We start from the raw sequence: 16044 nt of genomic DNA, 5'->3' as shown, positions 1-16044 counted from the left end.
CGCTCTCAACATGGGCCCCGGCTTTCGCCGGGGTACATTCAACCGAGAGCCGCTTTCACGAAATCGGCCGCGCGTTCACCGATCATAATGCTCGGCGCATTGGTGTTGCCCGAAACGAGCCGCGGCATGATGCTCGCGTCGGCGACCCACAGCCCGTCGATGCCCTTCAGCTTCAGCGTCGGATCGACCACCGCATCGGCGTCATTCCCCATCCGGCACGTGCCGACGGGGTGATAAACGGTGTCGGCACGACTGCGGATCAGCGCATCGAGCGCGGCATCATCCTCCAGATCCACCGGATGGCGGTTAGAACCCGCATAATCCGACAGCGGCGGTGCCGCGGCGATCCGGTGCATCATCCGCACGCCCGCACGGAGCGTCGCCATATCGCGCGCGTCGGCCAGAAAGCCCGGGTCGATCGCGGGCGCCGCCGCCGCGTCGGACGACGCGAGCCGCACCGACCCGCGGCTTTCGGGCCTGAGCACGCAGGCGTGGCACGAAAAGCCATGCCCCTTCACCTTGGTGCGCCCATGATCCTCGAGCATCGCGGGCACGAAATGATATTGAATGTCGGGCGCGGGCAGGTCGGGGCGCGATTTCCAGAATCCGCCCGCCTCGGCGAAGCAGGTCGTCATAATCCCGCTGCGCTGCGTACGGTGCTCGAAGATCGCCTTCACCATCCGCCAGGTGCCGCCCAGGCTGTCGCCGAACGGTTCGGTCGAGCGCGTCTCCCAGCTCGACACATAGTCGATATGATCCTGCAGATTGTCGCCGACCCCCGCCCGGTCGAGCGTCACCTCGATCCCCTTATCCTTCAGATGCGCGCCGGGGCCGATCCCCGACAGCATCAGGATCTGCGGGCTGCCAAACGCCCCCGCCGACAAGATCACTCCGCCGCGCGCGCGCAGCGTCTCGCGGCTGCCGCCGCGGCGGATCACGACGCCCGTCGCGCGCCCATCCTCGACGAGTATCTTCTCGACCAGCGCGCCGGTCCGCACTGCGAAATTGCCATGCTCGCGCAAGGGCTCGACATAGGCGCGCGCCGCGGACCAGCGTTCGCCCGCCTTCTGCGTCACCTGATAAAGGCCAAAGCCTTCGTTGCTCGGGCCGTTGAAATCGGCGGTGCGCGGCAATTGCAGCGACGCCGCGCTCTCGACGAAGCGCCGGCTCGTCACATTGGGCCAGCGCTGGTCCATCACATTGAGCGGCCCGCCGCTCCCGTGAAATTCGTCGCCGCCGCGCTCATTGCCCTCGCTGCGCTTGAAGTAGGGCAGCACGTCGGCATAGCTCCAGCCGGTCGCGCCCAAGGACGCCCACTGATCGTAATCGAACTGGTGTCCGCGGATATAGACCATCGCGTTGATCGCGCTCGACCCGCCGAGCCCGCGCCCGCGCGGCTGGTATCCGGTACGCCCGTTCAGCCCCGCCTGCGGCACCGTCTCATATTTATAGTTCGACGCATTCCGGATGAAGGGCATGAACCCCGGCGTCTTGATCAGCATATTGTCGTTGCGCCCGCCCGCCTCGACGAGGCAGACCGTGCGCTTGCCATCCTCGGCGAGCCGTCCCGCCGCCGCGCTCCCCGCGCTGCCCCCGCCGATGACGATGATGTCGAACTGATCCATGCTTGCGACTCTCCCTCACGCCGCCTGCTGGCGGTCGTCCGCGTGCTTACATGAATGTCATTAGGGGACGAGGCAAGCGCAAGATATGCTCTCCGCTCAGAGGCAGCTTCCCGTTGAGCAGGCCCAGATGAATCCCGTCAAAGGAAGCCAGCTGGCTACCGCACAAAGCAATCCGGTGAGAATTGTCGCCTTGTTTCCTAACCGCCACCCTCGGGTCGCAGCCGCTATCGATATAACGGTCGAAACGGCCTGAACCAGCATGAGAGCGGCGAGCAGCTCGATAGCGAGCCATCCGATTCCAAGGCACAATAGGGCACCGACGCCCGATCCGAATGCGAGCCAATCGAATTGCGGTTCGCGCGCGACTTTATTCATCGCGCCCCGCCGCCCAGCGTTGCTTGATCATCGCGCTCGTCGCGCGGCTGCCGTCGTGGCTCCAGCCGGGCTCGCGCCACATATAGTCCAGCTTGTGCTTCCACGGCGCGTGCCAGACATCCTTCGCGATCCCGACCCATTCGTGCACCGCGGCCCAGAGGATGTTGAAGCTGCCGAGCTGCTTGACGATGCCGTAACGCACCGGCTCGTCGTCGCGTTCGGGAACGAAGCTGCCGAACATCTTGTCCCAGATGATGAACACGCCCGCATAATTGGCGTCGAGGTAGCGCGGGTTCACGCCATGATGGACGCGGTGGTGCGACGGGGTGTTCATCACCGCCTCGAACCATCGGGGCAGCCGCTTGATCGCCTCGGTATGGATCCAGAACTGGTAGATCAGGTTGAGCCCCGCGCAGAAGAAGACCATCGCGGGCGGAAAACCGATGAGAAAGAGCGGCAGGCGAAACAGGAAGGTCAGGCTGAAAAAGCCCGTCCACGTCTGCCGCAGCGCGGTCGAAAGATTATAATGCTGCGAGCTGTGGTGGATGACATGGCTCGCCCAGAACCAGCGCACGCGGTGCGCGCTGCGGTGGAAGGCATAATAAGCGAGATCGTCGAGGAAGAAGCAGAGGATCCACGCCCACCACCATGTCTTGAACGCGATCCCGATGTCGAACAGGCGAAACTGGTACACCCACACCGACATGCCGATCACCGCCGCACCGACGAGCGCGCCCGCGATCTGGCTCACCGTCCCAAGCATCAGCGAGGTCAGCGTGTCGCGCGCCTCGTACCGGCTCTTGTCGGCGCGCAGCGAGATGAGCATCTCGACGATCAGCAGCAGGATGAAGGCAGGGACTGCGTAGACGACGGGATCGGGGAGCTTATCCACGGTTGAACTCGCGCATCCGGCTGGCCCACATCCCCGCATCCTTCCCCAATTGCAGCGTCACCGCGCCGAATGTCCGCTCCGGCGTCGTCAGTGTCAGGAAATCCTTGTCGAGCCGCCCGATCACGCTGGCGTCGACCGGCCGCGCGGCAAAGAAATTGCCATGCGCGCGCACCAGCATCATCCGCCCCTCGGCATTTTGCACAATCGCGGCAAAGCCCGCCCGATCGCGCGCGACCTCGACGCCCTTGAAACCGGCCTCGGCCTCTTCGGCCAACCGGATCGCATGCTCGGCATCTGCGATCCGGGGATCGCCGCCGAGCCCGATCTTCCCAACCAGCCAGGCTACGAAAAACACCGCGACCAGCGATGCGCCCAGCTGGATCAACGCAGCTTGCGTCATTTTTCCCCCGCGAGCGCGTCCAGCATCGGCCGCAGCCCCGTCAGGTCATATCCCGCCTTCGCGGCCGCCTCGACGATGCCATCGACATCGTCACCCGCGCGCGCGCGCGTCAGCGCCCAGAGGTGCGTCGAGCGGGTGCCCGACCGGCAATAGGCGAGGATCGGCCCCGTCGCATCGCGCAGCAATTTGTCGAGCGCGTCGATCTGCGCATGGCTGAAACCCGCATGGCCGATCGGGATCGCGGCATAGGCCAGTCCCTCGGCCGCCGCAGCGTGCGCGATATCGTCGCCCTGCGGCGCCGAAGGCTCCTCGCCATCGGGACGATTGTTGACGAGCATCGCAAAGCCCGCGGCCTTCGCCTCGGCCACATCCTCGATGCTGATCTGCGGGGCGACGCTATAGTCGGCGGACAGGGTTCGAAAATCGCTCATGCCAGCGATCTACTCCTCGCGCCCGCTTGCTGACAAGCATGAAGGTGGAGCACGAAGGCGCGTTGCCACTTTCCTTGCCGCGCGCGGCGCTTATGATCGATGCCATGAACGATCATTTCAAATGGGCCTTCGGCTATTGCGCAGCGCGCGGATATGGCCAGCCGGTTGCCGCGACCACTCCCTCCGCGCTGTGGTTCGATGCCGGCAAGCCCGACCAGACCGGCCGATTTATTCTGGAAAATGCGTCGGGCAAGGCGGCCGCAGCCGCATTCGCGGCGGTCGATGCACCGCATATCTATGTCGACATCGCCGCCCCGCGCGAAACTATCCTCCCACATATCCCGCCGCACTGGCAGCCGCGCGATCCGATGTGGCTGATGGCGGCCGGGACCGACATGCCCCCGGCGCGGCCCACGCCCGATTTCACGATCGAGCTCGATGAAGGCGCCGACCGTTTCGAGGCGATCGCAAGGCACGCCGACGGCTCGCTCGCCGCGCGCGGCGTTCTCGGCATCCACGGGACCACCGCGGTCTACGACCAGATCGTCACCGAACCACAGTTCGGCCGCCGCGGGCTGGGCTCGGCGATCATGGCCGAACTCGGCCGCTGCGCCCTCCGCCGCGGCGCCGCCGAATGCCTGCTCGTTGCCACCAGTGACGGCAAGGCGCTTTACGAACGGCTCGGCTGGACGCTGCGCAGCGACATTGTTTCGGTCATTTCGCCGTCGACCTGACCGATATTCGTCCCGCTAACGCTCGCGCGCACCGGCGGGCGCGACACGACCGCGTGGAACCGTTCGGCATAATGCGGATGCTCGGTCCCCATCCATTTGTCCCACCAGGTGAAATAGAGGCCGTAGTTGCGGTTGAACCCGCCGCTGTGATGCAAATCATGGTGCGTCGTCGTGTTGAGCCAGCGCGTCAGCGGGGTCGACAACCACCAGCGCGGGTGCAATTCGAACCCGGCATGCCCCATCGCGTTGCGGACGATCTGGAAATTGATCCACAGGAACGTCACCCACACCGGGGTGGCGACGAAGAACAGCCAGATCGGCACAAAGGCGATCATCACGAACGCCTCGGGGATCGCAAAGCTGTACGCCGCCCACGGCGTCGGCGTTACCGACCGATGGTGCGCGCGGTGGAACGCCTTGAACAGCCGGGGATGGTGCATCGCGCGATGCACCCAATAAAAATAGGCATCGTGCGCGACGATGATCGCGGCGAGCAGCGCCAGGTCGCCGAGCAGACCATAGCTGCCCTCAAAACGATGGAGCACGCCGGTGTCGACGCCCCAGACGATGAACAGCGACACGAACAGATAGACGCCCGCCGTCTGCAGCGATTGCAGGACTTCGCGGCGCTGGTCGGCGGCCGTCGCTTCGCGCGCCTGTATCTTGCGCGCGGCAAGGTTAGAGCGGCGCAGCCCCCAGACGATCGCGCTCGTCACCCCCGCCGCGACAAGATAGCGGCCGAAATCGAAGGCGAAGATCGCCGGGCCTTTTTCGAGCAAGATGGCGAGCGGAGGCAGGTCTTGAATCATGCGGGCATCCTTCGAACCGATGCCCGCTGTTCAGCAGCTTTCCCATGCCGCCGCGCCGCGATGTCGAAAATCGGCTAGCCGATTCCGGAATCGGCCAGCCGTCCCGCGCGATAGGCGCTCGGCGTCATCCCCTCGGCATCGCGGAACGCGCGGTTGAACGGCCCCAGCGAGCCGAAGCCCGCATCGATCGCGATCGTCAGGATCGGCACCTCGCGCTGCGCCGGATCGGCGAGCGCGGCGCGGATTTCATCGAGGCGGAAGCTGTTGAGGAACGCGGTGAAGTTGCGAAAGCCCATCTCGCCATTGATCGCGCGCCGCACGCGATATTCGGGCTCGCCGAGCTGCGCTGCGAGGATCGTGATCGAAAAGCCCTCGGCGCGATAGGCGCGCGCCTCCGCCATCACCGCGTGCAGCCGCTGCGCCAGCGCCGAGGGTGTGGCCGGCGGCTCCGCCTGCTTCGCCGGCCGCCCCGGCGCCGCGAACAGTTCGGCCAACCGAAAGCGATACAGGCCAACCGATACGATGAAGGTGGCAATCAGGATCGCGACGAGCGTCACCGATCGCCCCGGATCGGACGCCGCACCATGGCCGTCGAACATCTCGATAAAGGTCACGAGCAGGATGAAGCCGCCGATCGCGCAAACGAGCGCAGCGCGAAATCCGCGCCGCGCCTCGATCAGGTCGTTGGCGCGTCCGCGCCACGCGATCCACATTCCCGCCACCGCAAAGGCGAACATGCCGATGCGCACCAGCACCCAAATCTCGAAGCTGAACGTCCCCATCATGGCGAGCAGGATGATCTGAACCAGCGGCAGCACGCCGAACGCGGCGACGAGCAGCCAGCTGCGCCAGCCGATGCGCTGCTGGTCATCGAACCACAGTCGCACGAACAACCAGAAGAACGCCGGCACCATCACCGACAGCGCATCGAACAGCTCAAAGGGAAGGCGCGCAGGCCCCGCGGGCTTGAGCAGGTCCGAGACCAGATAGGCGACGATCGCCAGGTTCATCGCGATCGCGACGCGCGCGGACAGCACGTCGCGGTGGTCGCGCCACAAGATCGCGATCCACAGCAGGAACAGCGCGATGGCGCCGCCACGAATCATCGGATCGAGGATGAGGAGCGACGCCATCGCATTCTGCTACTGCAAGCGATGGCGCGGCGCCACCATCGCCGTCGCGCCGCAAAGCGTCATTGCGCCGCCAGTTGCTGAAACTGTCGGCCCTGCAGTTTCTGTATCGCCAGCGCGCCGATTGCCTCGCGGCACTGGCGCGCTGCGCGGCGTGCATCGAGGGTCAGATGCTCGACATCGTTGCGGCACGCAGCCTTTGCAGCACGCGCGATCCGGCGCTGCGCGGTCTTCACATCCTCGGGCGCCCGCAGGTCGAGCGCGCGCATATCGACGCGGACGGTTGCGGTCGTGTCCGACGCCTGCGCCGCCATCGGCGCCCAGGCGAGGCATCCCGCGACCAGCGCGGGGATCAGTCGGTGTTTCATCGTCGAAATCCTTTCATCGATCGGCGCCGCAAAGGGAGAGCGGCCGCGATGAAAGCGCGGGTGGCAACGATCGGCGCATCGGTCGCGCCGCGTTCGGAATATGGCTAGCCGTTTGTGAAATCGGCGAGCCGGGCGGCCCGATATCGGCTCAAAACTGCCGGATCACATTCAGGAACGCATCTCCCCACGCCTCGAGCTTTTTGCCCCCGACGCCGGGGATGTCCGCCAGCGCGCTCCGCGTCGCGGGCCGGCCGCTCGCCATCGCGCGCAGCACCGCGTCGTGGAAGATGACATAGGGCGGCACCCCGGCCTCGGCCGCGAGTTCGCGTCGCATCGCGCGGAGCGCATCGAACAGCGGATCGCCGACCGGGTTCGGCGTCGCACTGGCACCGCCGCGCGAGGCGCGCTGCGTCCGCTTCACCGGCGGTTCGGTCATCAGCACCGCGGTCTCGCCCTTCATCATCGCGCGCGCCGCGGGGCCGAGCATCAGCCCGCCATGCTCGGTCGTATCGAGCGCCTCGCGCGCCATCAGGCTGCGCACCAGCGGCTTGATCAGCCGCGCTTCCTCGCCCGCGACGATCCCGAACACCGACAATTTATCGTGCCCGCGGCTCGCGATCCGCTCGTCGCTGCGCCCAGTCAGCACCGCCTCGATATGCCCCGCGCCAAAGCTTTGCCCGGTGCGATACACCGCCGAGAGCAGCTTCTGCGCGAGCACCGTCGCATCGACCTGGCGTCCGGGCTCGAGGCAATTGTCGCAATTGCCGCAGCGTTCGGGCGGGCTCTCGCCGAAATGCCGCAGCAGCAGCGCGCGCCGGCATTCGACCGTCTCGACCAACGCCGCCAAGGCGTTGAGCCGCACCCGCTCGCCCGCGACGCGCACCTCGGGCAGTTCGGAGAGCCGCATCCGCGCGCGCGCAAAATCGTCGGCGCCCCACAGCATCATCGCCTCGGCCGGATCGCCGTCGCGCCCCGCGCGCCCCGTTTCCTGATAATAGCTTTCGATCGATTTCGGCAGCCCGGCATGCGCGACGAAGCGCACGTCGGGCTTGTCGATCCCCATGCCGAACGCGACCGTCGCGGTGACGATCCCGTCCTCCGACGCGACGAAATCATGCTGGACGCGCGCGCGCCGCTCGGGGTCGAGCCCCGCGTGATAGGCGGCGACGCTGCGCCCCGTCGCCGCCGCGATCTGCTCGGCGAGCCGCTCGGTGCCATTGCGCGTCGGCGCATAGACGATCCCCGGCCCCGGATTGGCGGCGATGAAATCGACAAGCTGCTTCGCCGGGCTCACGCGCGGGCGGACCGCGTAACGGATATTCGGCCGGTCGAAGCCCGCGAGGATCAAGCCATCGGCCGGAATCCCAAGCTGGACAAGGATATCCTCGCGCGTGTGCTTGTCGGCCGTGGCCGTCAGCGCGAGCCGCGGCACCGCCGGAAACGCATCGAGCAGCGGGCGCAGCAGGCGGTAATCGGGGCGAAAATCATGTCCCCATTCACTGACGCAATGCGCCTCGTCGATCGCGAACAGCGCGGGCATCTGTGCTTCGAGCAAGGTGCGGAACCCCTCGCCCGTCGCGCGCTCGGGCGCCACGTACAAGAGGTCGAGCTGGCCGTCGCGATACGCCTGCCGCGTCTCGGCCCAGTCGGCATCGACGCTGGTAAGGCTCGCGGCGCGAATCCCCGCCGCGCGCGCGCCGCGCAGCTGGTCGTGCATCAATGCGATCAGCGGCGACACGACGACGACGCAGCCGTTCAGCGCAACCGCGGGCAGCTGGTACGTCAGCGACTTGCCCGCCCCCGTCGGCATCACCGCGAGCGTGCGCCCGCCCGCCATCACGCGATCGACGACCTCACCCTGACGGCCACGGAAATGGTCGAAACCGAAGGTGGATTTCAGGAGCGGAAGGAGAGCGTCGGCGGGCATTGTCGAAGGCGATAGGGCGGATGATGGGGCGAGGGAAGCCCTGACGGCCTCCAAACAGGCCACAACACCAACCTCGTCATTCCCGCGAAAGCGGGAACCCAGCGAGAATTGGGGTAGCGGATCTACGCCAAAGTCAGCATCGCGCGCTCGGCCATCCGCGACGCGGTCTCGCGCTCGGCCATCACGACATGGTCGGCGCCGCGGCGCACCAGATCGTCGACCTCCTCGTCCGAATGCGCGCGCGCGACGATCACCAGTTTCGGGTTGATAGCGCGCGCGCGCCGCACGATCGCCCCCGCCTCGACCCCCTCGGGGATCGCGATCAGCAAGGTCGACGCGGTGTCGAGCCCGGCCTGCCGCAAGATGCTTTCCTTCGTCGCGTCGCCGACGATCACCGTCGCCCCCGCCTCGGTCGCGGCGGCGGCCATATCCTTCTGGTCCTCGATCACCGTCAACCCCTCGCCGCGCCCGCAGATCAGGCTGCCGATATGGCTACCGACACGGCCATAGCCGATCAGCACGACCCCGGCGTTGCACGGCGCCGGCGCATCCTCGCCCTCCGCCTCCGCTTTTTCCTCGTCGGCCTCGGCGTCGCGCACATATTTTACCGCGAGCGAGAAGAGGATCGGGTTGAACAGGATCGACAGCAGCGACCCCGCGAGGATCAGGTCGCGCCCCGTTTCGGGCAGGACTTTCAGGCCCACCCCCAGCCCCGCGAGGATGAACGAAAATTCGCCGATCTGCGCGAGGCTGACCGAGACCGTCAGCGCGGTCCCCGAATGATGACCGAAGGCACGGACGAGCGCATAGGCGGCGACCGACTTGCCGATCACGATGATCGCCACCGTCGCGAGCACCGGCCCCGGCTGCTCGACGAGCACCTTGGGGTCGAAGAGCATGCCGACCGACACGAAAAACAGCACCGCGAAGGCGTCGCGCAGCGGCAGCGTCTCTTCGGCGGCGCGCCGCGACAGCTGCGTTTCGCCGAGGATCATGCCCGCAAAGAAGGCGCCGAGCGCGAAGCTCACATCGAAAATCACTGCCGCGCCGAACGCGACCCCCAGCGCGATCGCGAGCACCGCGAGGCGAAACAGCTCGCGCGACCCCGAATGCGCAACCCAGTGGAGCACCCACGGCAGCACCCGCCGCGCGATCACGAACATGAAGGCGACGAAGCCAACGACCTTGACGAGCACGATCCCCGCCGACTGGATCAGCCCCGCGCTGCCGCCTTCATCGCCGCGCGACCCGAACATCGCGGGCAGCAGCACAAGCGCCAGCACCATCACGAGATCCTCGACGATCAGCCAGCCGACCGCGATCCGTCCCTTCTCGGTCTCGACCATGTCGCGCGCCTGCAGCGCGCGGAGCAGCACGACGGTCGACGCAACCGATAGCGCCAGCCCGAAGACGATGCTCCCCTCGACCGACCAGCCGAGCCACAGCCCGAGCATCATGCCGAGCGCAGTCGCGACCGCGATTTGCGCGATGGCCCCCGGCACCGCGATCTTGCGCACCGACAGCAGATCTTTCAGCGAAAAATGCAGGCCCACCCCGAACATCAGCAGGATCACGCCGATCTCGGCAAGCTGGAGCGCGAGCCCGGTGTCGGCAACGATCCCCGGGGTAAAGGGCCCGACGAGCACCCCCGCGAGCAAATAACCCGCGATCGGCGAAATGCGGAGACGATGCGCCAGCGCCCCCGTCAGGAACGCCACGCCCAGACCGGCGACGATGGTTCCGATCAGGCTGGTGTCATGCGGCATGGCCCTTGGGTAAAGGGCGCGGGCGCGGAGGGTCAACCCAAGGCAAGCAATTTAGTGAAATAGAACAGTCAGGCAGCGCGAATCCGTTCCGCGTCGTCGGCATCATCGCCCCGCGCAACCGAGCGGCCGGGCCGCCCGATCAGGAAGCCCTGCGCCTCGTCGCAGCCTTCGCGGCGGAGCACGTCGAGCTGTTCGCTCGTCTCGATCCCCTCGGCGAGGATCGGGATCGACAGGCTTTTGCCGAGCGCGAGCACCGCGCGCAGGATCGCGGTCGACTGGATATTGCCCTCGAGCTCGGCGGCGAAGAAACGGTCGAGCTTGATCTTGTCGAACGGAAATGCGCGCAGGGTTTCAAGCGACGAATAGCCGGTGCCGAAATCGTCGAGCGCCACCCCGATACCCAATGCCTTGATCTGGCGCAGCACGTGCAACGCACGTTCGCGGTCGGCGATGATCGCGGTTTCGGTCAGCTCGATCTCCAGCCGCCGCGGCGGCAAACCGGTGTCGAGCAATATCTGATGGAACAGGCGCGGCAGGTCGACATGCGCAAGCTGGAGCGGCGACACATTGACCGCGACCTTCGACGCGTGCGGCCACGCCGCCGCATCGGTGCAAGCCCGCCGCATCACCCATTCGCCCAGCGACAGGATAAAGCCGTTCGCCTCGGCGAGCGGGATGAATATCGTTGGCGGAATCGCGCCGCGAACCGGGTGCGTCCAGCGCAGCAGCGCCTCATATCCGGTGACATCGCCCGTCGTGACCGAGGTCTGGACCTGATAATGGACGTCAAGTTCGTCGCGGTCGATTGCGCCCCGCAGGTCGGCGGCGAGTTCGCGCTGGTCGCGGATCGCCTCGTCGAGCTGCCAGTCATAATAGCAGGGCGCGGTCGCGGCGTCGGCCTTGGCGCGATACATGGCAAGGTCGGCGTTGTTCGACAGCATCTCGGCCGTCGCCGCATCGTCGGGGAACACCGCGACGCCGATGCTCGCGCCGAGCCGCGCCTCGAAATCGGGGAAGGCGAGCGGCGCCTTCAGTTCGGCATCGAGCCGCGCCGCGAACGCAGCCAGCTGCGTGCGATCGGTAAAGCGCGTCAGCGCGACAAACTCGTCGCCGCCGAGCCGCGCGACGAATTCATTATGCCCGAGCGTATCGCGCATCCGCCCCGCGAGCCGCGCGAGGACCTCGTCGCCCGCCTTGTGACCGTGGACGTCGTTGATTTCCTTGAAGCGATCGAGATCGATCGCGCACAGCCCGACGCGCTCGCCCTTCACGATAGCGCCGCCGATCTGCCGCGCCAGTTCGGCGCGAAAGGCGGTGCGATTGGGAAGGCCGGTCAGCGCATCGTTCATCGCCATATGCGTCAGCTCGCGCATCGCCTCCGAGCGCGTCTGGCGATCGAGCATCGCCGCGAACACCCCCGCCGCGATCACGATCCCGCCGACGAGCACCGTCGCGAGCGCCAGCGCGTTGAATTCGGCCGGACGCAGCGGCGTTTCGTCGAGCGCCATCGGCGTGATTCGCATCGCGGTCATCGCGAGGAAATGGAGCGAGGCAATCGCAAGCACGATCAGCCCCGTCGCCAGCGGCACACGGCCGCGCACCGCCCGGCTCGTGCGGAGCACCGTCAGCGCGGCTGCGGCAAAAACCATGCCGCAAATCACCGCCGCGGCGACATAGGCGTCATCCCAGGCGACGATTCCGTCGACGCGATAGGCGGTCATGCCGGTGAAATGCATCGCCGCAATGGCGCCGCCGAACAGCGCCCCGCCGATCGCACCAAAAACTTCATCCTTGCCCCACGCGGCGACCGCGAAGCCGATGAACGAGCCGACCATCGCGGCCATCAGCGAAGCGATGGTCAGCACGGGATCGAGCGTCACCGGCGCCTTCGCCTCAAAGGCGAGCATGGCGACGAAATGGGTGCACCAGATCGTCGCGCTGGCGGCGACCGCGACAAGGAATGCCCAGGCGATCCCCTGCTTTCGCTGCGCTTCGCGCGCGCGCTCGAACATTTGCACGATCGCAAAGGCGCCGATGCCGCAAATCGCGACCGCCAGCGCAACGAGCCACGGATCGTGGTCGATCGCGATACACATCGCCAGCCTGATCAAAATCCCACCTTTCGCCTCGACATCCGTCCACGGGACGGACTGGTCCCCGGGGCTCAATTGGCGGAAATCACTTACAAAATTGTAAATGCCGCGGCCGACGCGCTCATGCGTCGACGGTGCCCTCGTCGCGCTCGGCCTGCTGCCGCGCCCACATGTCGGCGTAAAGCCCGCGCATGCCGAGCAGTTGGTCGTGCGTGCCGGTTTCGGCGACACGCCCCTTGTCGAGCACGATGATCCGGTCGGCGCCGGTCACCGTCGACAGCCGGTGCGCGATAACCAAGGTCGTGCGCCGCGCCGCAATCCGTTCGAGCGTGTCCTGGATCGCCGCCTCGGTGCGGCTGTCGAGCGCGCTCGTCGCCTCGTCGAGGATCAGCACCGGCGGGTTTTTGAGCAATGTCCGCGCGATCGCGACGCGCTGTTTCTCACCGCCCGACAGCTTCAGCCCGCGCTCGCCGACCTCGGTGTCATAACCGTGCGGCAGGATCGCGATAAACCCGTCGATCGCCGCGCCCTCGGCCGCCGCGGCAATTTCATCCGCGCTCGCGCCCTCGCGGCCATAGGCGATATTGTACCCGATGCTGTCGTTGAACAGCACCGTGTCTTGCGGGACGATGCCGATCTCGGCGCGCAGGCTTTTCTGCGTGACCTTGGCGATATCCTGATCGTCGATCAGCACGCGCCCGCCCTGCGGATCATAGAAGCGGAAGAGCAGCCGCGCGATCGTCGACTTGCCCACCCCCGACGGCCCGACGATCGCCAGCGTCTCGCCCGCGCCGACCGCGAAGCTCACGCCATTGAGGATCGTCCGGTCGGGTTCGTAGCCGAAGACGACATCCTCGAACGCCACCGCGCCGCCGTTCACGATCAGCGGCCACGCGTCCGGCGCATCGCTGATCTCGGGCGGCGTGTCGATCAGGCGGAACATCGCCTCCATGTCGATCACCCCCTGGCGAATGGTGCGATAGACCATGCCAAGCAGATCGAGCGGGCGGAACAATTGCATCAGCAACGTGTTCACCAGCACGACGTCGCCGACCTGGAACTGCCCCTTCGACCAGCCCCATGCCGTATAGGCCATCGCCCCCGCCAGCGCGGCGTTGGTGATGAAGCTCTGTCCGATGTTGAGCCAGGCCAGGCTGTTCTCGCTCTTGACCGCGGCGCGCGCATATTGGTCGGCGACGTCGCGATAACGTGCCTCTTCGCGCGCTTCGGCGCCGAAATATTTGACCGTTTCGTAATTGAGCAGGCTGTCGACGCTGCGCCCGATCGTCAACGTGTCGAGGTCGTTCATCCGGGCACGAAGCGCGTTGCGCCAGTCGGTCACCTTGCGCGTGAAGATGATATAGACAATGACCATCAGCGCGGTGGCGCCCGCAAGGCCAAAGCTGAACTTCGTCCAGAAAATCACCAGCACCGCGGTCAGCTCGATGATCGTCGGTGCGATATTGAACAGCAGGAAATAAAGCATCGTATCGATGCTTTTGGTGCCGCGCTCGATCACCTTGGTCACCTCACCCGTCCGCCGCGCGAGATGGAAGCGCAGGCTCAGCGCGTGAAGGTGGCGAAAGGTCGCGATCGCGAGCTCGCGCGTCGCGTCCTGCCCGACGCGTTCGAACACGACGTTGCGGAGATTATCGAACAAGGTCCCGGCAAAGCGCGCGCCGGCATAAGCGAGCAGGAATCCGATCGCGATCGCGACACCCGGCTCCATCCCCGGCGCCATCCGGTCGATCGCGTCGCCATAGAGGAAGCCCATCGACAGCTGCACCCCCTTCGACGCGAGCACGATCAGCGCCGCGAGGACAATGCGGACCTTGGCCTCGGTCTGCCCCGCCGGCCACAGATAGGGCAGGAAACGCCGCAGCGTCGCAAGGACGGGCGGCTCGCGCGAGGCGTCGGCGGAAGTGGAGGTGTCAGGCGGCATGCGCGCCCCATGTAGGGGCGCATGCACAGAACGCCAAGCCGTTCACCGCAACGAGCGGATCACACCGCTAGCGCGACTCGCGATAGCCCGCGTGACGGATGATGCGGTCGATCAGCCGCCGTTCTTCGGATGTCGGGGTCGGCACGATCACCACAGGGGGTTCCTGGCGGCGGCCGAACAAGGGACGCCGGGGCGGGACGATCGGGGAAAAGCGCATGGGGGCTGCTTTCGACTATGCGGCGTCGCCCCCCGGCTCCGCGGATGATCTGGTCCCGCACCCTTGGTGAAGGCGCGTGGTTGCAGCCCGGTTAAAGGCGTTGGTTACTGCTTTCTTTCCGGTACGGTGAAGGTGCCGGTGACGCGCCCGCCGGTGCCGCCTTGGATCGGTTTGCCGTCGGGGCCGCGCGCCGCGCCGCGCCCGTCGACCGTCGCGCGCCCGGTGCTGAGGTCGATCACCATGCGCCCGCCGTTCAGCCGGTTGCCGCGCTGCGTCAGCTGGACATTGCCGACCATCGTGATCAGCCGCCGGTCGAGGTCATAGATCGCGACATTGCCCGATGCGCGCTCGTCGCCCTTGGTCACCACGACGCCGCCGGTCGCGTCGAGCCGGTTGACTTCGGTGCCGCCCTGGCGGCTGTAGGCGACGGTCATCCGCGCCGCGGTCAGCGTCATCCCCGCCTGCGTCACGCGGACATTGCCCGCGAGCACGACGCGGTCGGCGCGGTCCTGCACCTCGATGCTGCCGGCGTCGAAATCGACGGGGGCGGCGCTGTTGTGGTTGGCGAGCGCCTGCGCCCCTGCGGTGTCGCCGCCGGTGCCGGCCGACAGCAGCGCGAGGCTGGTCAGCGCAAAGCCCGCGCCGGCGAGCAGCACGCTTTTCATCGGCGATACGCGGTTCATTTGATCACTCCCTGATTGATCCGCAGCCGCGCATTGCCCTGCAGGCGCACGATCCGTTTGTCGAGGTCGGCGGCCAGCTGGTTGGCCGAAAAAGTGCCAATGTTCAACGTGCCATTGACGCCGCCCTGCCCGAAAAGGCTGCGTGTCTTGAGGTCGACCGCGACATTGGTCGCGTTGATACTATAGCCGCCCGCGCTCTTGACCTGCACCAGCCCGGGCACCGCGACCTTTTCGGTCTCCATATTATAGGCGCTGTCCTTCGCGACGATCGTCGCCGGGCCGTCGGTGAGCTTGATCGCCCCCGACAGGTCGGTCATCCGCACGATCGGCTCGGCCGAACTTTTCTGGACCGCGCTGCCCGCGAGCAGCGCGAACGGCTGCCCCTTCGCATCCTGGCCGCGATATTCGGCGCGCGTCACCTTCATTCGCTCCTTGGCCATCTCGACCTTGTCCTTGGACAAGAGGAAGCTGATCTCGGCACGCTGAGTGAAGGGCGAAAAGACAAGAACCGCCGCGACGACGCCGATGACGAGCGGCAGCCCGTAACGCAGGATGCGCACGACACGGTCGTGACTCGACCCGCTCGCCGCCCACATGCGGCGCATCGTACGGTCAAGATCGGCGCGTTCGGACATAGTCTTCGCGAATCACT

15 protein-coding genes are annotated in these 16044 nt (G+C 66.5%); 1 reads left to right on the top strand and 14 read right to left on the bottom strand.

Annotation, left to right across the window (positions count from 1 at the left end):
• Window positions 1–38: 38 nt before the first annotated feature.
• From V8J55_RS07325 to V8J55_RS07310, 4 genes are all read right to left on the bottom strand, one after another.
• Entirely contained in the window at window positions 39–1625 is a 1587-nt protein-coding gene (locus V8J55_RS07325; protein ID WP_336444998.1) for a GMC family oxidoreductase, read from the bottom strand.
• Between the two features lie 367 nt (window positions 1626–1992).
• Window positions 1993–2892, bottom strand: a complete 900-nt coding sequence (locus tag V8J55_RS07320) for a sterol desaturase family protein (protein WP_336444997.1) — start codon at window positions 2890–2892, stop codon at window positions 1993–1995.
• Window positions 2885–3292 carry a hypothetical protein gene (locus V8J55_RS07315; RefSeq protein WP_336444996.1) on the bottom strand — a complete coding sequence of 136 codons (408 nt, stop codon included), beginning with the start codon at window positions 3290–3292 and terminating at the stop codon, window positions 2885–2887. Before V8J55_RS07315 ends, V8J55_RS07320 begins: the two co-directional genes overlap by 8 nt.
• Window positions 3289–3723 (bottom strand): TIGR01244 family sulfur transferase, encoded by a 435-nt coding sequence (locus V8J55_RS07310; protein WP_336444995.1) that lies wholly within the window; start codon window positions 3721–3723, stop codon window positions 3289–3291. The genes V8J55_RS07315 and V8J55_RS07310 overlap by 4 nt, the downstream gene beginning before the upstream one ends.
• A 104-nt stretch (window positions 3724–3827) precedes the next feature.
• Between V8J55_RS07310 and V8J55_RS07305 the strand changes: the two genes are divergently transcribed.
• The gene (locus tag V8J55_RS07305) at window positions 3828–4457 is read left to right on the top strand and encodes a GNAT family N-acetyltransferase (protein ID WP_336444994.1); all 630 of its coding nucleotides are present in this window, start codon (window positions 3828–3830) and stop codon (window positions 4455–4457) included.
• Here the strand turns inward: V8J55_RS07305 and V8J55_RS07300 are convergent.
• The 10 genes from V8J55_RS07300 to lptC form a co-directional block, all read right to left on the bottom strand.
• Window positions 4394–5266: a sterol desaturase family protein gene (locus V8J55_RS07300; RefSeq protein ID WP_336444993.1), complete on the bottom strand. Its 873-nt coding sequence runs from the start codon at window positions 5264–5266 to the stop codon at window positions 4394–4396. The genes V8J55_RS07305 and V8J55_RS07300 overlap by 64 nt on opposite strands.
• Window positions 5267–5340: 74 nt before the next feature.
• Entirely contained in the window at window positions 5341–6399 is a 1059-nt protein-coding gene (locus tag V8J55_RS07295) for an AraC family transcriptional regulator (RefSeq protein WP_336444992.1), read from the bottom strand.
• 59 nt (window positions 6400–6458) lie between these two features.
• Window positions 6459–6764: a UrcA family protein gene (locus V8J55_RS07290; protein WP_336444990.1), complete on the bottom strand. Its 306-nt coding sequence runs from the start codon at window positions 6762–6764 to the stop codon at window positions 6459–6461.
• A 148-nt stretch (window positions 6765–6912) separates the two neighbouring features.
• Window positions 6913–8691, bottom strand: coding sequence for a DNA helicase RecQ (gene recQ / locus V8J55_RS07285; RefSeq protein ID WP_336444989.1), 1779 nt, complete (start codon window positions 8689–8691; stop codon window positions 6913–6915).
• A 122-nt stretch (window positions 8692–8813) separates the two neighbouring features.
• Window positions 8814–10457 carry a YbaL family putative K(+) efflux transporter gene (ybaL, locus tag V8J55_RS07280; protein ID WP_336444988.1) on the bottom strand — a complete coding sequence of 548 codons (1644 nt, stop codon included), beginning with the start codon at window positions 10455–10457 and terminating at the stop codon, window positions 8814–8816.
• Between the two features lie 68 nt (window positions 10458–10525).
• Complete coding sequence (locus V8J55_RS07275; protein WP_336444987.1) at window positions 10526–12568, bottom strand: putative bifunctional diguanylate cyclase/phosphodiesterase; 2043 nt, start codon at window positions 12566–12568, stop codon at window positions 10526–10528.
• Between the two features lie 103 nt (window positions 12569–12671).
• The gene (locus V8J55_RS07270; protein ID WP_336444986.1) at window positions 12672–14492 is read right to left on the bottom strand and encodes an ABCB family ABC transporter ATP-binding protein/permease; all 1821 of its coding nucleotides are present in this window, start codon (window positions 14490–14492) and stop codon (window positions 12672–12674) included.
• A 67-nt stretch (window positions 14493–14559) separates the two neighbouring features.
• Window positions 14560–14709 carry a hypothetical protein gene (locus V8J55_RS07265; protein WP_156419591.1) on the bottom strand — a complete coding sequence of 50 codons (150 nt, stop codon included), beginning with the start codon at window positions 14707–14709 and terminating at the stop codon, window positions 14560–14562.
• Window positions 14710–14813: 104 nt separating this feature from the next.
• Window positions 14814–15374, bottom strand: a complete 561-nt coding sequence (locus V8J55_RS07260; protein ID WP_443030814.1) for an LptA/OstA family protein — start codon at window positions 15372–15374, stop codon at window positions 14814–14816.
• 14 nt (window positions 15375–15388) lie between these two features.
• Window positions 15389–16027 carry an LPS export ABC transporter periplasmic protein LptC gene (gene lptC, locus V8J55_RS07255; RefSeq protein ID WP_336444984.1) on the bottom strand — a complete coding sequence of 213 codons (639 nt, stop codon included), beginning with the start codon at window positions 16025–16027 and terminating at the stop codon, window positions 15389–15391.
• Window positions 16028–16044: the final 17 nt, after the last annotated feature.

The organism is Sphingopyxis sp. CCNWLW2 (genome assembly GCF_037095755.1).
Taxonomy (GTDB): domain Bacteria; phylum Pseudomonadota; class Alphaproteobacteria; order Sphingomonadales; family Sphingomonadaceae; genus Sphingopyxis.
This window is presented reverse-complemented; position numbering and strand designations above follow the sequence as displayed.